At 64.9% G+C, this 17,918-nt stretch carries 22 protein-coding genes and 1 pseudogene; 12 read left to right on the forward strand and 11 right to left on the reverse strand.

The features are described 5' to 3' along the window. Positions 1-34: 34 nt before the first annotated feature. Positions 35-616 (forward strand): GGDEF domain-containing protein, encoded by a 582-nt coding sequence (locus H9L13_RS02565; protein ID WP_187538763.1) that lies wholly within the window; start codon positions 35-37, stop codon positions 614-616. A gap of 106 nt (positions 617-722) precedes the next feature. Here the strand turns inward: H9L13_RS02565 and gpmA are convergent, their stop codons facing one another. From gpmA to H9L13_RS02580, 3 genes are all read right to left on the reverse strand, one after another. After that, positions 723-1,409 (reverse strand): 2,3-diphosphoglycerate-dependent phosphoglycerate mutase, encoded by a 687-nt coding sequence (gene gpmA / locus H9L13_RS02570; protein ID WP_187538765.1) that lies wholly within the window; start codon positions 1,407-1,409, stop codon positions 723-725. Continuing rightward, entirely contained in the window at positions 1,409-2,578 is a 1,170-nt protein-coding gene (locus H9L13_RS02575) for a M14 family metallopeptidase (RefSeq protein ID WP_187538767.1), read from the reverse strand. Before H9L13_RS02575 ends, gpmA begins: the two co-directional genes overlap by 1 nt. A 76-nt stretch (positions 2,579-2,654) precedes the next feature. Further along, the gene (locus H9L13_RS02580) at positions 2,655-3,926 is read right to left on the reverse strand and encodes a serine hydrolase domain-containing protein (RefSeq protein WP_187538769.1); all 1,272 of its coding nucleotides are present in this window, start codon (positions 3,924-3,926) and stop codon (positions 2,655-2,657) included. A gap of 231 nt (positions 3,927-4,157) precedes the next feature. Between H9L13_RS02580 and galE the strand changes: the two genes are divergently transcribed. The 7 genes and pseudogenes from galE (at position 4,158) to H9L13_RS02615 (ending at position 8,695) form a co-directional block, all read left to right on the forward strand. Continuing rightward, positions 4,158-5,156, forward strand: coding sequence for a UDP-glucose 4-epimerase GalE (gene galE, locus H9L13_RS02585; RefSeq protein WP_187538771.1), 999 nt, complete (start codon positions 4,158-4,160; stop codon positions 5,154-5,156). After that, positions 5,146-6,624, forward strand: coding sequence for a glycerol kinase GlpK (gene glpK / locus H9L13_RS02590; RefSeq protein ID WP_235091102.1), 1,479 nt, complete (start codon positions 5,146-5,148; stop codon positions 6,622-6,624). Before galE ends, glpK begins: the two co-directional genes overlap by 11 nt. A 43-nt stretch (positions 6,625-6,667) precedes the next feature. Next, a complete protein-coding gene (locus H9L13_RS02595) occupies positions 6,668-7,198 on the forward strand; it encodes a retropepsin-like aspartic protease family protein (RefSeq protein WP_187538776.1) in 531 nt (176 codons plus the stop codon). An 87-nt stretch (positions 7,199-7,285) separates the two neighbouring features. After that, positions 7,286-7,810 carry a DUF2975 domain-containing protein gene (locus H9L13_RS02600; protein ID WP_187538778.1) on the forward strand — a complete coding sequence of 175 codons (525 nt, stop codon included), beginning with the start codon at positions 7,286-7,288 and terminating at the stop codon, positions 7,808-7,810. 2 nt (positions 7,811-7,812) lie between these two features. After that, positions 7,813-8,034, forward strand: a complete 222-nt coding sequence (locus tag H9L13_RS02605) for a helix-turn-helix domain-containing protein (RefSeq protein ID WP_187538780.1) — start codon at positions 7,813-7,815, stop codon at positions 8,032-8,034. A gap of 114 nt (positions 8,035-8,148) precedes the next feature. Next, positions 8,149-8,273, forward strand: a pseudogene (ykgO, locus tag H9L13_RS02610) (type B 50S ribosomal protein L36). 149 nt (positions 8,274-8,422) lie between these two features. Further along, positions 8,423-8,695 (forward strand): hypothetical protein, encoded by a 273-nt coding sequence (locus H9L13_RS02615; protein ID WP_187538783.1) that lies wholly within the window; start codon positions 8,423-8,425, stop codon positions 8,693-8,695. 12 nt (positions 8,696-8,707) lie between these two features. Here the strand turns inward: H9L13_RS02615 and H9L13_RS02620 are convergent, their stop codons facing one another. Both H9L13_RS02620 and purT read right to left on the reverse strand, forming a co-directional pair. Beyond that, the gene (locus H9L13_RS02620) at positions 8,708-9,121 is read right to left on the reverse strand and encodes a hypothetical protein (protein ID WP_187538785.1); all 414 of its coding nucleotides are present in this window, start codon (positions 9,119-9,121) and stop codon (positions 8,708-8,710) included. Between the two features lie 10 nt (positions 9,122-9,131). Beyond that, positions 9,132-10,307: a formate-dependent phosphoribosylglycinamide formyltransferase gene (gene purT / locus H9L13_RS02625; protein WP_187538787.1), complete on the reverse strand. Its 1,176-nt coding sequence runs from the start codon at positions 10,305-10,307 to the stop codon at positions 9,132-9,134. Between the two features lie 66 nt (positions 10,308-10,373). Here purT and H9L13_RS02630 point away from each other — a divergent pair, with 66 nt between their 5' ends. Further along, a complete protein-coding gene (locus tag H9L13_RS02630; RefSeq protein WP_187538789.1) occupies positions 10,374-11,273 on the forward strand; it encodes a peptidylprolyl isomerase in 900 nt (299 codons plus the stop codon). A 2-nt stretch (positions 11,274-11,275) separates the two neighbouring features. Here H9L13_RS02630 and H9L13_RS02635 read toward each other — a convergent pair whose 3' ends face one another. From H9L13_RS02635 to H9L13_RS02645, 3 genes are all read right to left on the reverse strand, one after another. Next, positions 11,276-11,521, reverse strand: coding sequence for a hypothetical protein (locus H9L13_RS02635; RefSeq protein WP_187538791.1), 246 nt, complete (start codon positions 11,519-11,521; stop codon positions 11,276-11,278). A 114-nt stretch (positions 11,522-11,635) separates the two neighbouring features. Then, complete coding sequence (locus H9L13_RS02640; RefSeq protein ID WP_187538793.1) at positions 11,636-11,935, reverse strand: PilZ domain-containing protein; 300 nt, start codon at positions 11,933-11,935, stop codon at positions 11,636-11,638. Between the two features lie 28 nt (positions 11,936-11,963). Then, a complete protein-coding gene (locus H9L13_RS02645; RefSeq protein ID WP_187538795.1) occupies positions 11,964-12,239 on the reverse strand; it encodes a PilZ domain-containing protein in 276 nt (91 codons plus the stop codon). A gap of 263 nt (positions 12,240-12,502) precedes the next feature. Between H9L13_RS02645 and H9L13_RS02650 the strand changes: the two genes are divergently transcribed. Next, on the forward strand, positions 12,503-13,759 hold the full coding sequence (locus H9L13_RS02650) for a L,D-transpeptidase family protein (RefSeq protein WP_187538797.1): 1,257 nt from the start codon (positions 12,503-12,505) through the stop codon (positions 13,757-13,759). A gap of 470 nt (positions 13,760-14,229) precedes the next feature. Here the strand turns inward: H9L13_RS02650 and H9L13_RS02655 are convergent, their stop codons facing one another. After that, the gene (locus H9L13_RS02655) at positions 14,230-14,892 is read right to left on the reverse strand and encodes a murein L,D-transpeptidase catalytic domain family protein (protein ID WP_235091104.1); all 663 of its coding nucleotides are present in this window, start codon (positions 14,890-14,892) and stop codon (positions 14,230-14,232) included. 324 nt (positions 14,893-15,216) lie between these two features. Between H9L13_RS02655 and rpsU the strand changes: the two genes are divergently transcribed. Both rpsU and H9L13_RS02665 read left to right on the forward strand, forming a co-directional pair. Then, positions 15,217-15,423: a 30S ribosomal protein S21 gene (gene rpsU, locus H9L13_RS02660; protein ID WP_155265546.1), complete on the forward strand. Its 207-nt coding sequence runs from the start codon at positions 15,217-15,219 to the stop codon at positions 15,421-15,423. 29 nt (positions 15,424-15,452) lie between these two features. Beyond that, the gene (locus H9L13_RS02665; RefSeq protein ID WP_187538799.1) at positions 15,453-15,959 is read left to right on the forward strand and encodes an FKBP-type peptidyl-prolyl cis-trans isomerase; all 507 of its coding nucleotides are present in this window, start codon (positions 15,453-15,455) and stop codon (positions 15,957-15,959) included. 4 nt (positions 15,960-15,963) lie between these two features. Here the strand turns inward: H9L13_RS02665 and H9L13_RS02670 are convergent, their stop codons facing one another. Both H9L13_RS02670 and lepB read right to left on the reverse strand, forming a co-directional pair. Beyond that, the gene (locus tag H9L13_RS02670; RefSeq protein ID WP_328282561.1) at positions 15,964-17,058 is read right to left on the reverse strand and encodes an AI-2E family transporter; all 1,095 of its coding nucleotides are present in this window, start codon (positions 17,056-17,058) and stop codon (positions 15,964-15,966) included. Next, positions 17,055-17,912 (reverse strand): signal peptidase I, encoded by an 858-nt coding sequence (gene lepB, locus H9L13_RS02675; protein ID WP_187538801.1) that lies wholly within the window; start codon positions 17,910-17,912, stop codon positions 17,055-17,057. The genes H9L13_RS02670 and lepB overlap by 4 nt, the downstream gene beginning before the upstream one ends. Positions 17,913-17,918: the final 6 nt, after the last annotated feature.

Consider the following 17,918-nt stretch of genomic DNA (forward strand, 5'->3'; position numbering starts at 1 on the left):
CGATAGGAGTTCCACAGGAGGCATGACGGGGGCCATGTCTGACCAAGTGATTGACGAGGACGCCGACGCCGCGCGCCTGATCGAGGAGATCAGCCGGCTGCGTGCACTCGTCGCGCAACTGGAGACGCGCGTCGAGCAGTTGGATGAGCTGGCGCACCAGGATAGCCTCATTCAACTTCCCAACCGGCGCGGGTTCATGCGCGAGCTGGAACGGTTGGTCGACCGCGGCAACCGCTACGGACACAGCGCAGCCATGCTTTACGTCGATCTCGACGGATTGAAGATGATCAACGACACCTTCGGCCACCTGGCAGGCGACGAAGCGCTGATCCAGGTCGCACAATTGCTGAGCGGCGGCGTTCGCCGAAGCGACATCGTCGCACGCATCGGAGGCGACGAGTTCGCCATCCTGCTCGAAAATGCCAACGAGGCCATTGCGCAGGAAACAGCGGCACGGCTCGAGAACATGGTGTGCGATTGCGACTTCACCCACGACGGCGACGTGCTTCCGCTCAGCGTCGCGATCGGGGTGGCGATGATCGATGGCGACGATACGCCGCAGTCGGTGATGGATCGGGCCGACGAGGAAATGTACCGGCGGAAAGACGCCGCTTAATCTTGGCGCCCAACCTTCCTTCGTCCTGAGCGAAGTCGAAGGGCGTATCTCCAAGACCTTTGTGCCAGCGCCCTTCGACAAGCTCAGGACGAACGACTCTCGGGACTTAGGCTTCGTCTAGGTAAAATCGGCGCTCGACCGTCAGGTCGTCGGCAAGTTCGTAGACGATAGGCCGCCCGGTCGGGATCTCCAGGCTGACGATCTCTTCATTGCCGATGTTGGACAGATGCTTTTCCAGCGCGCGCAGTGAATTGCCGTGCGCGGCGACGAGGACGCGCTTGCCGGCAGTCAGCGCCGGCGCGATCTCTGCATCATAATAAGGCAGGACGCGGGCGATGGTGTCCTTCAGGCTTTCGGTATCGGGCACCGCGACCCCGGCATAGCGGCGGTCGCGCGATACGTCATACTCGCTGTCGGCAGGCAGGGGCGGGGGCGGAATGTCGAACGACCGACGCCAGATCTTGACCTGTTCTTCGCCGACCTTGTCGATCATCTCCTGCTTGTTGAGGCCCGTCAGCCCGCCATAGTGGCGCTCGTTGAGCAACCAGCTCTTGGTCACCGGCAGCCACAGCCGGTCCATCTCGTGCAGCGCGAGGTGCAGGGTGCGGATGGCACGGGTGAGGACGCTGGTGAAGCAGCAATCCAAGTCGAGACCGCGTTCGCGCATCAACGCGCCCGCGGCGCGCGCCTCCTCGATCCCGCGCGGGCTGAGGTCGACGTCCCACCAACCGGTAAAGCGGTTTTCAAGATTCCACTGCGACTGGCCGTGGCGCAGCAGGACAAGGGTCGGCATCAGGCGTCGACCCGCTCGGCGGACGCGCTGCGCTCGGCCGCCGCGGACTTGAGGGCGGGCAGGATGGCGTGGAGCGCGTCGAGGCAGGCGTAGGCGAGATATTTCGAGCGCTGCGGCGACCAGCCATACACGTCGTCGGGTAGGTTGGCGTTGTCCTTGAACGGCATTTCAAGCGTCATCGACACGCAGCCGAAACGCTCCGCCAGCTGGGTCGTCGACATCGACATGTTGGCCTGGCCCGGCGCGGCAAGTTCATAGCCCTGCTCGCGCTGGAAATCAGGCGAGATTCGCTCGAGCGTCTCGCCGAACAGGTTGAACAATTTAAGCTGCCGGTCGGTGATCGAGGGGATGCCTTCGAACCCGGCGAGGAAGTTGGCGGGAATGGCCTCGTCGCCGTGGACATCCATCGCGAAGTCGACCCCGGTCTTGTCCATCGCGTTGCGGACGCACAGCACTTCCGGGCTCTTTTCCGCGGTTGGCGCGTGCCACTCGCGGTTGAGGTTCACGCCCGCAGCATTGGTGCGCAGGTGGCCGCGGCGGGAGCCGTCGGGATTCATGTTGGGGACGATCCGGAAGGTGCATTCGCGACGCAGGACGCGGGCGACGGGGTCGTCCTCGTCGGTCAGCTTTTCGAGCGCGCCTTCCATCCACCATTCGGCCATCGTCTCGCCCGGGTGCTGGCGCGCGTACAGCCAGACGCGCAGCGGCCCGTCGCCGATCGTCAGGCAATCGAGGTCCTGGCCGTCGAGGGTCTTGCCGAGCGATTCGTAACCGACGTCGGGAAGCGAGGCGATCGCGGTGACGAGGTCGTGGTGACGCTCCATCGAATATGGCGCGAAATACGCCAGCCAAACGACGTCCTGCGGCGGGGTCAGCCGGATCGTCAGCACGCCATCGTCATAGCTGGTTTCCGTCACGCGCACCCATTCCTCGCGGTCGAGCGAAAGGCAGGCTTTGTAGCCGGGCCAGCCGCCGGGATAGGCCGCGCCGCCGCAATTGGTGATGCGCAACGTCACCTCGCGCCCCGCCGCGCCGGCGAGGCGGAAATGGAACCATTGGTAGAAATCGGACAAATGATCGTTGACGATTTCAAGATCGACGGTGTCGCCCTCAAACCTGGCGACGCGGATATTGCCCGCGTCGAACGCGCTCGAAATCGTGATGGTCATGAATGCCTTCGATTGATGATCGGTATGGGCGGCGCTGATAAAGCGGCGCCCGCGATCAGGCAAACCGGATCACGCGTTATTCCTCGCGAACACCACGGAAGCCATCGATGGTCAGCGTCGCAGCGTTGCCATCCGACCCGATGGTGAACTCTGCTTTCGACCAGAACGGCCGCACGATGAAGCTCGTGGGGCTGACGGGTACATAGGGGGAAGGCGTATAGCCGCTGGGATATTCCGCCTGAATGCGCCCGCCGCGCGCGGTGATCGTGATAGTGCTGTTGGGCACATAATAGTCAGCGCCGAAGCGATAGGTGCCTACCAGTCGGGCGGTCTCGCCCGCGCTCAAGGGTTCGGCGCGCAGGGCCGGCATGGCTTCGGGAACAAGACCGAAGTGCATGGCGCCAATGGCTCTGGCGATCGGTGTGGTCACTGATGAATAGAGGTTCGAGAGGACGACGATCGTCACATCCTCCTTAGGATAGTGATCGAGCTGTGCCGCCCATCCGGGGGAGCGTCCGTTGACGTGGTGAAGCTCCCGACCGTTGGCTTGGGTGAGAAACCATCCGTAGCCGGCGTTCTCGCTGTGCTTGGCGAACATCCTCGTGCGCGATTCGGGAGACAACAGCGCGTCGCCATGCGCGGCGCAGACAAAACGTATGAGATCCGCCGCGGTGGAATAGAGCGAGCCGTTGCCCGTCTTTGCCGTCCAGTCGAGGTAAGCCGCGCGCTCAATCCCCATCGTGCCTTGGGGCGCATAGCCGTCGGCCAAGGCCGGCACGATCATCGCCATGTCACCTCGATGCCCGGTGTGCTGGAGCGCGATAGGCCGGAGGATTTCTTGAGCGATGAACGCGCCATAAGTCTGCCCCGTAACCCGCTCGATAATGTGGGCGAGCAGATTGAAGTTCGAGTTGCTGTAGGCGTAACGCTCGCCCGGGGAGAACTCGAGCGGCTTGTCCTTGAACTGGGCGACCAAGCTCGCCGTCGTCTGCGGACGGAGCTGCATCTCCTGATATGCGTCGAAATCATTTATGTTTGGGATGCCCGATCGGTGCGACAGCAGCTGATGAATCGTGAGGCGATCTCCTCCCGGATAGTCAGGAAGCAGCTTGGATAGCGGCTGATCGAGATCCAGGCGCCCGCGTTCGGCCAGCAGCAGAATTGCCATCGATGTGAAGGGCTTGGACAGGGACGCGATGTGGAACACCGTGCCGGGGCTATTCGGTACGCGTTGCTCCGCGTCCGCCAGTCCATAACCCTTCACAAAGGTGACTCGACCTTGCTTGGCCACGGCGACGACGCCGCTGAAATTGTTGGTGCGGAGGAGCGGCGCGAGATACGCGTCCACTCTACCCTCAAGACGCGGATTCAACGTTTTTGCATCGGCCAACGCCGACCAAGACAAGGATGACAACGAAAGCACGAGGTAAAACCCGACCAACGCCCAAATACGACTTAAAGAATTCATTCCCATCGCCCCCGGCAGATATACGCTACATATGTAGTGCTACATTTGTAGCTACGACGCAAGGGCGTGGCGGTCTGGCGTGGGACGCCGACCTTCGCTAGCCGCAACGCTATGACCAAAGTTCCTGTGCTTGTGACCGGCGGTGCCGGCTATATTGGAAGCCACGCCGTGCTCGCGTTGAAGGACGCCGGCTGGGCGGTGTGCGTGATCGACAATCTTTCGACCGGCGCGCGCGGCGTGGTGCCAGGCGACGTGCCCTTCTTCGAAGGGGACATCGCCGATGGCGCTCTCGTCGCCCGAATCATTGCCGAGCAAGGCGTTGCGGCGATCATGCATTTCGCGGGGTCGATCGTGGTGCCGGAATCGGTCGAACAGCCGCTCGAATATTATCGCAACAACACGGTGGCGAGCCACGCCCTGATCAGCGCCGCGGTCGCGGGCGGGGTGAAGCATATCCTCTTTTCCTCGACCGCCGCGGTCTATGGCGCGCCCGACAAGGTCCCGGTCGAGGAGGATGATTCCAAGCAGCCGATCAACCCCTATGGCGCGTCCAAGCTGATGACCGAGCGGATGCTTGAGGATGCGTCGGCGGCGCATCCGTTCAACTATGGCGCGCTACGTTACTTCAACGTGTCGGGCGCCGACCCGCAAGGGCGTACGGGGCAGATCGGCAAGGGCGCGACCCACCTTATCAAGGTCGCGGTCGAGGCGGCGGTGGGCAAACGCGACCAGGTCGCGGTCTATGGCACCGATTACCCGACCCCCGACGGCACCTGCGTCCGCGATTATATCCACGTCAGCGATCTGGCCGCGGCGCACGTTGCTGCGCTCGAGTGGCTGATCGCGCATCCGGACGAAAATCTGGCGATGAATTGCGGCTATGGGCGCGGGCTCTCGGTGCTCGAGGTGCTGGATGCGATCGACAAGGCCAATGGCCAGCCGCTCAAGCGCGAGATGGGCCCGCGCCGAGCGGGCGATCCGCCGATGCTGGTCGCCGGCAATGCGCGCTTGCTGAGCACGCTCGACTGGCGCCCCGCGCATGCCGACATCGACACGATCGTCGGCCATGCGCTGGCATGGGAGCGCAAGCTGGCGGGCCGTGGCGACTGACCATATCCTCGCCATCGACCAGGGCACGACGTCGAGCCGTGCGATCCTGTTCGATGCAGCGGCGCGGCCGGTGGCGAGCGCCCAGGCCGAGCTGACGCAGCATTATCCGCAGCCCGGGTGGGTCGAGCATGATGCCGAGGAGATTTGGGCCGGCGTCCTTTCGACCGCGCGGGAAGCGATCGCGAACAGCGGGATCTCGCCCGAGCGGATTGCCGGCATCGGCATCACCAACCAGCGGGAGACCGCGCTGGTCTGGGACCGCGCGAGCGGTGCGCCGATCCACCGCGCCGTCGTCTGGCAAGACCGGCGGACGGCGGAGGTTTGCGATGCGCTCAAGGCGCAGGGGTTGGAGACGCTCGTTCGACAGCGCACCGGCCTTCTCCTCGACCCCTATTTTTCGGCGACGAAGGTGGCCTGGATCCTCGACCAGGTGCCCGGCGCCCGGGACCGCGCCGAGCGCGGCGAACTTGCCTTCGGGACGATCGACAGCTTCCTGTTGTGGCGGCTGACCGGCGGCGCGGTGCATGCGACCGACGTCACCAACGCGTCGCGCACCCTGCTCTACGACATCCGCGCCAATCGTTGGGACGAAGAATTGTGCGCGCGGCTGCGCGTGCCCGCGGCGATGCTCCCCGACGTGCGCGACAACGCCAGCGCCTTCGGGATGACCACATTGTTCGGCCCGCCCATCCCGATCACCGGCATGGCGGGGGACCAGCAGGCCGCATTATTCGGCCAGGGGTGCTTCGCGCCGGGCATGGTCAAGTCGACCTACGGCACCGGCTGCTTCATGCTGCTCAACACGGGGGACGAAGCGGTCGCATCGAACCGCCGCCTGCTCACCACACCCGCCTATCGCCTCGACGGACGCACGGCTTATGCGCTCGAAGGATCGATCTTCATTGCCGGCGCGGCGGTGAAATGGCTGCGCGACGGCCTTGGCGTCATCGCCGACGCGGCGCAGACGCACAGCCTCGCGACCCGGGTCCCGGACAGCCACGGGGTCTATCTCGTGCCCGCCTTCGTCGGCCTTGGCGCGCCGCATTGGGATTCGGGCGCGCGCGGCGCGATCCACGGGCTGACGCTGGGCGCCGGTGCGGCGCACCTGGCGCGCGCCGCGCTCGAGGCCGTTGCGTATCAGACGCTCGACCTCCTCGAGGCCATGCGCGCCGACGGGGCGGCGCCGCCGGCCGCGATCCGAGTCGACGGCGGCATGGCGGCCAACGACTGGCTATGCCAGTTCCTCGCCGATATCCTGATGGTGCCGGTGGAGCGGCCCGCCGATGTCGAGGCGACGGCGGTCGGCGCCGCGTTCCTCGCGGGGCTCGGCACGGGGCTGTGGCGGGGACTCGACGACCTGCCCGACAGCTGCGCGGGCGGCGATACGTTCCGGCCGAGGATGGAGGCGGCGCAGCGCAACGCGCTCATCGCCGGCTGGCAGGACGCCGTGCGGCGCACATTGCGCTAGCCGTTTCAGCGATTCTTTACCGTGCCGGCTTAGGATCGGCCGCATGGAACGCGGTGCGCTTGTCTTTCTCGTCCTTGCCGGGCTGTTCAGCGTGATGGTCGGCGGCTCGCTGAGCACCGCGCCGCCAGCAGCAGCCGGAAACAGCGCGGGGCGTGTGCAAGTTATCGACGGCAGCGCGCAGCCCTTAGTCGCGGACGTCGCCAGCATCGATGGGGACGCTGTCCAGCTCGAGCGGCAGGACGACGGCCACTTCTATGCCGATGTCGACATCAACGGCGCCATAGTGCGGGCGCTGGTCGATACTGGGGCAACGGGGATCGCCTTGTCGCGCGAAGACGCCCGCGCTGCCGGGCTCGCGGTATCGGTCGGCATGCACGATGTGATCGGGCGCGGAGCCGACGGCGACGTGCGCGGGGAGCATGTCACGCTCGACCGCGTGACCCTGGGCCACCGCTCGGTCGCGAATATGCCCGCAGTGGTGCTCAATGCGGGTGAGGAGACCTTGCTTGGCCAGACCTTCCTGAGCACCTTCGAATCGGTCGAGATCCGCGGAGACCGAATGGTCCTGCGCTAAGGCGTATCGAAAAACAATAAACTCCTTGCCGAACTTCAGCAAACACTATATCGTTTATCGATATTACGGCTTAGCTGGAGATTCGCGATGGCCAAGGTCTATTCCGCCGCACTGCCGATTGCGTTCATCACGCTGCGGATCCTGATCGTCCTCAATTGGGCGTTCGGCGCGGCCGTGCTTGGACTGCTAATCTACACGTTCGTCAACGAACCCTGGACGATGAAGGCCTTGGGGGTGACCGGTTATGCCGATGCCCAGGATGTGATGAATGGCATGCGCCTGATCGCGGCGCTCGGCGTGGTCGCGATCGTCCTCAATTACCCGATCCTGACTCGGCTGGTGGCGATGGTCGAGACGGTGCGCGCCGGCGATCCGTTCGTCGCCGACAATGCCTATCGCCTGCAGGCGATCGCCTGGCTGCTATTGCTGCTGCAGGTGATCAGCATCGCTGTTGGAATCATCGCGAGAATCATCTCGACACAGGAACATCCGTTCAAGCTCGACGCGGGCTTCTCGATCAACGGTTGGCTCGCGGTGCTCCTCACCTTCATCCTCGCGCGGGTGTTCGCCGAAGGGACGCTGATGCGCGAAGACCTCGAAGGGACGGTGTGACGATGGCGATCCGCGTCACGCTCGACGACGTGCTGCACGACCGGCGCATGACGCTGAGTGAGCTGGCCGAACGAGTCGACATCACGCTTGCCAACCTGTCGATTCTGAAGACGGGAAAGGCCCGCGCGGTGCGCTTTTCGACGCTCAACGCCATTTGCGAGGCGCTGGACTGCCAGCCCGCGGATATCCTGACCTTCGCGCCCGCCGAGGAGGAAGACGAATAAGGGTGATCGGGGCGATCCCGCCTTCCTTGACTTCGCGGTCGTCCCCGCATAGGGGAACCGCCGGTTTCCGGACCTTTCCAACAACCTGATTGATCAGACGAGCAGGCGCCCGCCATGAAGATTCGCAATTCTCTGAAGTCGCTCAAGGGCGCCACCGTGACTGCCGCGTGATTCGCCGCCGTGGCCGCACCTACGTCATCAACAAGACGAACCGCCGCTTCAAGGCGCGTCAGGGCTGACCTCGCGGCGCGAGGCTCGCGCCAAGGCCTTGAAAAATCAGGACAGCCCGCCACCTTCGGTGAACGCCTCGTCGTGCGCAGCGCACATGTGATCGTAAGGACACATTCATACCCGCGTTGCTAGATGAGACGGCATGAGGAGTTGGTCGATGACCCGGTTTGGACGTTATTTGCTGGTGTTGAACGGTGCCGCGTTGATGGCGTCGGCAGGCCTGTCGACGACGGCTGCGGCACAAGACCAGTCGACCCCGCGCGGTTGGAACTACGAAATCCGCGACGGCAAGCGCGTGCCCAAGTCGACGGGCAACCGCGTCACGAACGCCGACGGCAGCTGGCGTGAGGAAGTCCGCCAGGGGAAATGCATTACTATCAAGGAACGCTCGGCGGCCGGCGAGTATAAGGAAACACGCCAGTGCAATTGATGCGCGGCGCGCCTAGCCGCCCGTCGATCCCTGCGGCCCGTCGAAGCTGCCCTGGGGTTTTTTGCTGATCGTGCAGGCCGGCAGCCCGGTCCCTGGAATATCCTTGCAGTCGCGCACTTGCGCGCTTCCGTCCGGCCCAGCGAAAATCGCCCATTGCCGATTGTCGTCGCAAGTGGCGGTCCACATGTCGAGATTGTTGTACGGCGCAACGAAACCCGCGTCGGTCACCCGCCGGCAGGTGAGGCCGGCGGCGTAGATCGCGCGCTTGAGCGCGATCGCCAGGTTGAGCGCGTCAAGCGTGTGCAAGCGGTCCTGCTCGGCGCTTCGCACCTTGATGGAGGTCACCTCGTTCGACGAGGGCGCGCTGCCGTCGCATGCGGCCAGCAACAGTGAGGCGATGAGGATCGAGGGGTGAAAGCGTGTCATCTCTTTCTCCTTATTTCCCGCCATAACGAATGCGCACGCGACCGGCTGCAGTCTTCGCGCGCTCCACGGCTTCGTCGACATTGTCGCCGCGTGCCAGCGCCACCCCCATCCGCCGATTCTTCAGCGTCTTGGGCTTGGCGAACAGGCGCAGGTCGACCGGGCGGCGCGGTGCGCCTACGGCCAGCGCCTCGGCCACGCCCTCGTAAGCGAAGTCCTCACTTTCCTCGCTGGCCAGGATCACGGCCGAGGCCGACGGGCCGATCAGCTCCACCGACGGGATCGGTAGGCCGAGGATCGCGCGCAGGTGCAGCTCGAACTCATTGGGGAATTGCGAGATCAACGTGACCATGCCCGTATCGTGCGGGCGCGGGCTCAGTTCCGAGAAGATCGCCTGGTCGCCGCGGATGAAGAACTCGACGCCGAAGATGCCATGGCCGCCAAGCTTTTCGACGACCTTGCGCGCCTGGTGCCGCGCCGACATCAGCGCTCCTTCCGGAATCGCGGCCGGCTGCCAGCTTTCGCGATAATCGCCCGCTTCCTGGCGATGGCCGATCGGCGGGCAGAAGATGGTCCCGTCCTTCGTGGCGACGGTCAGCAAGGTAATCTCGCTGTCGAAGTCGATAAACTCCTCGACGATCACGCGCGGGCGGTCGCCGCGCATGTTTTCGACCGCGTAGTCCCAGGCGGGACCGACATCCGCGGCGGTCTTGGCAGTGCTCTGCCCCTTTCCGCTGCTCGACATCACCGGCTTGACTACGCACGGCACGCCGACTTCCGCCGCCGCGGCGATCGCTTCGTCGCGGGATTCGGCGAACTTATACTTGGACGTGACCAGCGCCATCTCGCGCGCCGCGAAGTCGCGAATGCCGTCGCGGTTCATGGTCAGCTGTACAGCCTTGGCCGACGGCGCGATGCGGTGTCCTTCCTTCTCCAGCTCGGCGAGCGTCGCCGTGTCGATCGCCTCGATCTCCGGCACGATCACGTCGGGACGATGCCTCTCGACCGCCGCGCGCAGCGCCCCGCCGTCCAGCATCGAAAACACCTCGCAGGCATCGGCGACCTGCATTGCGGGCGCGTTCGCGTAACGGTCGCAGGCGATGACGCGGCAGCCGAGGCGCTTGGCGGCAATGGCGAATTCCCGGCCGAGCTCTCCCGAGCCGAGCAGCATCAGCGTGGCAATGTGCATGGCCTTGGCGATAGCGAGCGCCGCAATCGTTCGCTAGACCGTCGGCAACAGGACGAAGGGGGTATCATGAACACTTATCTGTTGGTTCCCGCCGCACTCGCGCTGATGGGGCAGGCGGCGCTGCCCAAGCTGCTGACGCCGACCGATGTCGTGAATGCGGCGCCGGCAAGCGCGTGGAAGACCATCCCGGCCGATGAGTTGCTCGTGATGGACCTGGCCAATGGCGGACGCGTGGTCATCCAACTGGCGCCGATGTTCGCGCCCGTCCACGTCGCCAACGTCCAGAAGATGGCGCGCGCCAATTACTGGCCGGGCGCGACGGTCTATCGCGTGCAGGACAATTATGTCGCGCAATGGGGGTTGGGGGAGACCGAGAAGCCCTTGCCGCCGGGCGTGCTCGCGAAGCCGCCGGCGGAGTATACGCGGGCGCTGGCCGGGCTAAACATCACGCCACTCGGTTCGCCCGATCCTTATGCGCCCGCCGCCGGCTTCGTCGATGGTTGGCCCGTCGCCTACAGCCCGAGCGAAGGCTGGGCGAACCTGACGCATTGCTACGGCTATGTCGGGGTGTCGCGCGGCATGGATCCGGAAACGGGATCGGCGGCCGACCTCTATGCCAATATCGGCCACGCGCCGCGCCACCTTGATCGCAACATCGCCTCGGTCGGGCGCGTCGTCGAAGGCATCGACAAGTTGAGCTCGCTGCCGCGCGGGACCGAAGGCCTGGGCTTCTACAAGGACAAGTCCCAGCACGTGCCGATCGCCAGCATCCGGCTGGCGAGTCAGGTGAGCGCAGCCGACCGCCCGGCATTCGAATATATGGACACGGCGAGCCCGACTTTCGCGCAATATCTAAAGATCCGCGCCAATCGCCGCGACGATTTCTACATTCGTCCCGCGGGCGGGGTGGATCTGTGCAACGTGCAGGTGCCGGTACGGCGGAAGCCGACGGGCGAGCGGGGGTAAGCTCAGGCCGCCCAGGCGTCCTGGTTGTGGCGGTTCTTGTGCTGGATCACTACCGGCCCGTTGTGCGAGCGCATGCTTGCTTCGGCCAGCGGCAATGCCGTGGCGCAGAACGCGCATTCCGCCGACATGCGGCCGATCAGCCAATGCGTCCGCCCACAACCCGGGCAGTGGTTGACCTGGTGCTCGCGATAAACCGCGTGATAGCCCCGCTCTGAAGGGCGGCGAAGCTCATTGCTGAGCATGCTCATGGCCATAGTCTTCTTCCTCTCGCGGCCAGCCAAACGATCGAAGCGGAATGCGGTTGCAACGGCAGCAAGGGCCGTGGGTGAATCGAGGATTTGAGACGGTAGGATGTGCCGGGATCAGGCCGCGGCAACGCCTTCCACCGCGAACGGTTCTGCGAATTCGGCGCCGATGCGGCCGCCGGCTGCCCAGCGAATCAGGGCATTGGCGCGGTCGCGGCCGGGCAGCATCAGCCACACGCGCGAGCCGACGGCGAAGTCACCCTCCACTTCCGCCATGAAGCCGGTTTCCGAAATGTTGAGAACGCGCGCTTCGACACCGCTTTCGCCCAGCTCGCGCATCTTGGCATCGAGCGCGACCGGATGGCGAGTCGCGCGGCGGCGCTCCCCATCGTCTTCGGCAATGCGTGCCCGGATCATCGAAAAACTCATCTCCATCGGGATATACTCACTCCAGCGGAGCCGTGAAGGTGAGGCCGAGACGCCCGTCCTTCACCCACACCACCTGTGCCGTGACAAGCCCGTGGTCAAGGATTTGCAGGGGAAGGCGTTCCCCAATGTTGGGCAGGTGTGGGAAAATCACCATGGCGCCCGATTGCGATACGTTGATCAGCCGGACGACATGCTTTCGCCCGCGAAACTGCATCACTGCGGTGCTCGACGCCGCCGGATAACGAGCCTCGCCCCGTTCGTCGATCGAGCGCTTCTCGGACCGCGGGATCATGCTCCCATCGAGACTGAAGCTGGACGCCACTTGCAGAGACCTCTCCTGACAGACGGCCAACTCTAGCCATGCCCCTTAAGGATTGGTTTGCGATCATGCGGCCGTCGCAAAGTTCCGTCACTGTGGCGCGCGCGTCACTGGCCGACGAAGCCGCGCGCGGTTATATTGGCCCGGCACGGGGGTATTCGTTGAAAATGATGGGTTCAAAGCCACTTAGCCGCCGCCCGATCCGGGCTGCGAGCCTGCTCGTCTTGGCCTCCAGCGTGGCCGCGACGTCACTGTCCGCGCAGATGCCGACGGCGCCCGTCGCGGTGCAGCCGGCCCCAGTGGCGCCAGCCGTCGAGCCACCCGCACCGCCGCCGTTGCCGCCCGCCGTGTGGAACATGCATAATGCGCAAGACCTGCTCTACGCCATCCGCGAAGTCGGCAGCGAAGGGCTGGAGCCCGCCGATTACGATCCCGCGGGCCTCGAAGCGGCGATGGCCTCGGGCGATCCGCTGCGCCTGTCGGCCGAAGCCACGGCGCGCTTCAATCGCCTGTCGAACGATCTCGCGCTCGGTCACGTGCACAAGTCGGCGCGGATCCAGTGGTTCGTGGTGGACAAAGACCTCGACGCGGCAAAGCAGGATGCGCTGCTGCGCAATGCGCTATCGACCCTGACGGTGCGCAAGGCACTCGACAGCCTGCTGCCGACGCACCCGCAATATGCCGCGCTCAAGACCGCGCTGGCCGCGACACCGGAAGGGCAGACCGCCAAGCTCAATCGCATCAAGCTCAACATGGACCGCTGGCGCTGGCTGCCGCGCGACCTGGGCAACAAGTATATCATCGTCAACGTGCCGGGCTTCCACGCGACGCTGGTTGAAAATGGCGTCAACCGCTGGAAACAGCGCGCGATCGCCGGCGCGACCAAGACGCCGACGCCGCAGCTGTCGGTCAACGCGGTGGGCGTGATGCTGAACCCGTCGTGGGAAGTGCCGCCGAGCATCGCGAAGGAAGTCGCGGGCAAGAAGGGCTATAACGCGGTCAAGGATCCCAAGACGGGCAAGTTCCTGCGCTGGAGCCAGCCGCCGGGGCCGGCTAATGCGCTCGGCCAGATGAAGTTCGTGATGTACAATCCGCTCAACATCTACCTGCACGACACCAACGCCCGCAGCCGCTTTGCCGGCCGCATGCGCGCGCTCAGCCACGGCTGCATCCGCACCGAGAATATCCACGATCTCGCGATGGAACTGCTGGCCGACGACGGCGGCGAGTGGACGCCCGAAAAGGTCAAGGCGCAGCTCGCCACGGGCAAGAGCAAGCAGGCCAATTTCGTCAAGCCGGTGCCGGTCTACATCGTCTATTTCAGCGCCGCGGGGCTGAACGACGGGCGAATCGTCGATTACGCGGATCTGTATGGGCGGGACGGGAAGGCGCTGGCGGCGTTGAACACGAAGGACGGTGGGCTGAAGATGTTCGCGCCCAAGCCGAAGACGCAGGTGGCCGGGGCCAAGGCGACGAAGGTGGCGTCGAATTGAGGCGATCCTAGCGAATGGTGCGGACCCTTCGCGCACTGACCGTCGCGGCAATTTGACGTGGTTAGCCTACTTGCTTGTGATTTCGTATGCTATCTTGCGATACGCGCTGTGGATGCCGACGTCGGAGGTCGTTCCCAGCCTTCTCGTTCCGATCCTCATGCTTGCCGTAGCGACGTGGATTGGATTTCGGTCAGCCTCTAGATTGTCTGTCCGCGCCGCGCTTTTCGGTCAGGCTTTAGTGCTATCCGCCGGCTGCGTGTTCGCCGCCTCTTTACTTATGGGTAGAGGAGCCTAGCGGGACCCTTTCTACGCATTTCGAACATCATGGTGACAAACCGTCACGGGAGTAAATCCCGTGACGTCGGTCCTGTCGGGCTCGCGGCTTGGCCGCTCGACCGCAGGCCGGCCGCGGCTTCGCATCTCTCGCGCTGCTCCGGCGGCTCTTTGCGCCGGCGTCGCTGCGCTCGGTACTACGCCAGCTTATCCGCATAAATCATCCGCCCGCCGGCGATCTTGCGCATCACCTTCCACTGGTCGTCGCGCGAGAAAGCGAAGCAGCCTTGGCTGCGGCCGAGTTTGCCGTGGGCGGCGAGGACGTTGGGCTCGGCGTACCAGGCGTTATGGATGACGATCGCGCGCGGCTCGGCGTTGTTGTTGGTCCAGTCGCGGCCGTGGGTCTTCATCGAGAGCCCGTACTTGCCGTGATAATATTCGCCGGTGGTGTAGGCGCCGTTCGACGTCGCGTAGGAGCCGAACTCGTTCGAGAAGCGCTCGAGCTGGCCGCAATGCTTGGGATCGCTCCCCGAGCCGTGGGCAACGTGGAAGCTTTCGACTTCACCGCTGCGCAGGTCCACGACATGGAAGCGCTTCTCGCTCGACGGAAGCGAGAAATCGACCACCGCCATCCAGTCGCGCGCGGCGATCCGGTGCTGGTCGAGCGCGAACTTGGCGCGGGAGAAAAGGTTGGGGTTGATCCCGCCCGGCGCGGCCGGCGTCAGGATCGAGGGCGGCGTGGCCGGCGCTGCCGGTGTCAGCGGCGCGGCCGGCGGCAGCGCGTAATTCGACGGAAGAACGCTGGAGCTGGCCGACGACGACAGGACCACACCTGCCGCACCCATGGCGCCAAAACGCAACAGCTCTCTACGGTCTAGAATCATGCAATCCCCGCTCCCGGAATGAGCACTGCTTTTATCATTCAATGGCTTAACCGCCGATAACCTTTCGGGACGAGTTTCGCGGCTTACCGCTTTGGTTCCACGGTTCGTCGCACAGGAATTCGGCGCGCGGCGGGTTGAACCGTTGCGAAGGCACTGGTAAGGGGCGCGCCGTCGCCGCAGCTTTTGCAGCTCCGGAGGCCGCTAGCTTATTGCTGAGATTTTGGCGCAGCGCAGGTCATCTGCCGCGCGTCGCAGAAACCGGCCGCTTGGGGCCACGACAAAGGATTGTGACGAGAGTTTATGCAGATCATCGTTCGCGACAATAACGTCGAGCAGGCGCTGCGCGCCCTCAAGAAGAAGCTGCAGCGCGAGGGCGTCTATCGCGAGATGAAGCTGCGCCGTCATTACGAAAAGCCGTCGGAAAAGCGCGCCCGTGAGCGTGCCGCCGCGATTCGCCGCGCCCGCAAGCTCGAGCGCAAGCGCGCCGAGCGCGAAGGCGCGCGCTAAGCCTTATCGCCGCTCAAGCGCACCGACACATGCCAAACGCCGAAACCGGTAGCCGCCCCGCCCATTCGCGCCGGGGCATGAAGCTGTGGCTCGGCTTCCTCCTCGTCATCGCCGCCGGCTTATTGCTCGCCTGGTGGGGCACGCAGAGCGTCCGCGGGCGAGTCGTTCAGGTGGACACGGTCCAGGCCGGCACCGGCCCGACCGTCCAGCCGACCGACGGCGTCGTGATCGAATATGAAGGCCGGCTGGAAAACGGCACGGTGTTCGATTCCAGCGCCGGTCGCGGCCCGGCGATGCTGCTGGCCAGCCAGACCATCCCGGGCTTCGCTCAGGCGCTGAGCCGCATGAGCAAGGGTGGCCGCTACAAGGTGTGGATTCCGTCGCGCCTGGCCTATGGCGCAACCCCGCCGCAGGGCGGCCCGGTGCCGCCTAACGCCAACCTTGAATTCGATGTCCGTGTGCTCGAGGTCGTGCCCAATGCCGCCGCCCTGATGCAGGGTGCGGGCGCCGCCGGCGGACAGCAGCCGCAACAGTGACGGCCTAGCCGGAAGCGACGACTTCCGGTTTCTCACCTTGCTCCTCCACGCGCTTATCGCTGAGGTCGACCAGCGCGACCTTGAGCGTGGCCAGGATCGGGTCGGCGAACAGAACGCCCAAGATCCCGAACAAGGCGCCCATCAACAGCTGCATCGCCAGCACGATCGCGGGCGCGAGGTCGACGGTGCGCCGCGCGATGTAGGGAAGCACCAGATAGCCGTCGATGTTCTGCACCAGGAAATAGACGATGATAGCCCACACGCCCTGCTCGGTCCCGGCGCTGAAGCCGACCGCGACCATCAGCAGGCCGGAAATGATCGCGCCGATATTGGGGATGAAGGCGAGGACCCCGGTCAGAAGCCCGAGCAGCGCGGCCATCGGCACTCCGCCGAGGCTCAGCATCGCCCAGGTGAATGCGCCTTCGAACACCATGCCGACGATCCGCCCGAACAGCAGTCGGCGCAGCGTGAAGCCGACATGTTCCGCGATGCGGTAGAAGCCGGCGCGGGCGCTCAAGGGCAGCATCCAGGCAATACCCCGGTCGTAAATGCGCGGTTCGGCGGCAAGGAAGATGCCGATGACGATCATCGCGATGACGCTGGTCAAGCCGCCGAGCACGCTGCCGACGGCGGTGGTCAGGCGACCGACCGACCCGAGAAGTTGCGCGCCGAGGTCGGCGGGCGGGCCATCGGGGATCAGCCCCATCTCCGCCGCGAAGGCCATCAGGCGGTTGAACTGCGCGGTGACGACATCACGCAACTGTTCGAACTGGGCAGAGATCGTGGTTCCGGCAAACCACAGCACCCAGCCAAGGAAGCCGAAACCGAGCAGGGTGAAAATCAGCAGACGCCATCCGCGCGGGATCGGCAGCCAGCGGCCAAGCAGGCGCGCACCGCCGTCGAGGAACACCGCGAAGATCGCGCCGCCGATGATCAGCAGCAGTGGATGGGCAAGGACGATCACCCCGACGACGAGCAACGCCATCCCGAACCACACGGCGGCTCGCTGCAGCTCGCGCCGGATCAGGGGATCGCGAAATTCCGCCGGACCTGGCCGCTCGACATGCGGCTCGGTGGTGGGCGGGTTCGCGGTCATCATTCGCCTCGAAGCGATGTTCCTGCGCGGCCCGGCCGCAGGGCTGCGACCCAGGTCAGTGGATTGTACCAGACCGTCGTCCCGTCGAGCGAGAAGGTGATGAACTCGGCGCGGCCGCCGATATTCTCCCACGGCACCGGTCCGCCCAGCCCGCCCTGCCATTCGGGGACGCGGCTGTCCGCCGAATCGTCGCGGTTGTCGCCCATCAGCCAGAGGTGGCCGGCGGGAATGCGGATGGGGCCGAAATTGTCGGTCGGTGCGCGACCTAGTTCGACCGTGTCATACGACCGGCCGTTGGGGAGCGTTTCGCGGACGATCGGCACGCGGCACACCATCGTCCCGTCGGGCCCGGGGGCGCGGAAGTTGGCCAGCGCCGGATCGCGCTCCGACCCGCATGGCGAATTGGGGTCGATGGGGATTGTCGCTGGCTGCTGCAGCACGCGTTTTACCGCCTTGCCGTTGATGATCAGCGACCCGCTGATCATTTGGATCGTGTCTCCAGGCATCCCGACGACGCGCTTGATATAATCGGTCTTGGTGCCCGCCGGCGTGACGATCACGATGTCGCCGCGCTCGGGCAGCTTACCCAGGATACGGCCTTCGGTCGGCGGAAAGACGTGGAAGCTTGGGGACACCCATGACCAGCCGTAGGGATATTTGCTGACCACCAGGCGGTCGCCGGTCAGAAGCCCGGGCATCATCGATTCCGATGGGATGTAGAAGGGCTTGGCGACGAAGCTGTGGAAAGCCAACACCGCCAGCAGCACCCAGAGCAAGCCCTTGATCTCCCGCCACACAGCGGAGTCCTTGCTGTCCTTGTCGGGGGTGGCAGGGGCGGCCGCCTTAGCGGTGCTCACCTGCGG

Source organism: Sphingomonas lutea, assembly GCF_014396785.1.
Taxonomy (GTDB): Bacteria; Pseudomonadota; Alphaproteobacteria; order Sphingomonadales; family Sphingomonadaceae; genus Sphingomicrobium; species Sphingomicrobium luteum.

Bases quoted from the DNA above. Each gene is read 5' to 3' on its own strand.
- H9L13_RS02620 (WP_187538785.1), bottom strand. From the start codon at position 9,121: ATGACACGCTTTCACCCCTCGATCCTCATCGCCTCACTGTTGCTGGCC.
- H9L13_RS02615 (WP_187538783.1), top strand. From the start codon at position 8,423: ATGACCCGGTTTGGACGTTATTTGCTGGTGTTGAACGGTGCCGCGTTG.
- H9L13_RS02630 (WP_187538789.1), top strand. From the start codon at position 10,374: ATGAACACTTATCTGTTGGTTCCCGCCGCACTCGCGCTGATGGGGCAG.
- rpsU (WP_155265546.1), top strand. From the start codon at position 15,217: ATGCAGATCATCGTTCGCGACAATAACGTCGAGCAGGCGCTGCGCGCC.
- H9L13_RS02640 (WP_187538793.1), bottom strand. From the start codon at position 11,935: ATGATCCGGGCACGCATTGCCGAAGACGATGGGGAGCGCCGCCGCGCG.
- H9L13_RS02595 (WP_187538776.1), top strand. From the start codon at position 6,668: ATGGAACGCGGTGCGCTTGTCTTTCTCGTCCTTGCCGGGCTGTTCAGC.
- H9L13_RS02575 (WP_187538767.1), bottom strand. From the start codon at position 2,578: ATGACCATCACGATTTCGAGCGCGTTCGACGCGGGCAATATCCGCGTC.
- H9L13_RS02600 (WP_187538778.1), top strand. From the start codon at position 7,286: ATGGCCAAGGTCTATTCCGCCGCACTGCCGATTGCGTTCATCACGCTG.
- purT (WP_187538787.1), bottom strand. From the start codon at position 10,307: ATGCACATTGCCACGCTGATGCTGCTCGGCTCGGGAGAGCTCGGCCGG.
- H9L13_RS02665 (WP_187538799.1), top strand. From the start codon at position 15,453: ATGCCAAACGCCGAAACCGGTAGCCGCCCCGCCCATTCGCGCCGGGGC.
- H9L13_RS02605 (WP_187538780.1), top strand. From the start codon at position 7,813: ATGGCGATCCGCGTCACGCTCGACGACGTGCTGCACGACCGGCGCATG.
- galE (WP_187538771.1), top strand. From the start codon at position 4,158: ATGACCAAAGTTCCTGTGCTTGTGACCGGCGGTGCCGGCTATATTGGA.
- gpmA (WP_187538765.1), bottom strand. From the start codon at position 1,409: ATGCCGACCCTTGTCCTGCTGCGCCACGGCCAGTCGCAGTGGAATCTT.
- H9L13_RS02645 (WP_187538795.1), bottom strand. From the start codon at position 12,239: ATGATCCCGCGGTCCGAGAAGCGCTCGATCGACGAACGGGGCGAGGCT.
- H9L13_RS02635 (WP_187538791.1), bottom strand. From the start codon at position 11,521: ATGAGCATGCTCAGCAATGAGCTTCGCCGCCCTTCAGAGCGGGGCTAT.
- H9L13_RS02670 (WP_328282561.1), bottom strand. From the start codon at position 17,058: ATGATGACCGCGAACCCGCCCACCACCGAGCCGCATGTCGAGCGGCCA.
- H9L13_RS02565 (WP_187538763.1), top strand. From the start codon at position 35: ATGTCTGACCAAGTGATTGACGAGGACGCCGACGCCGCGCGCCTGATC.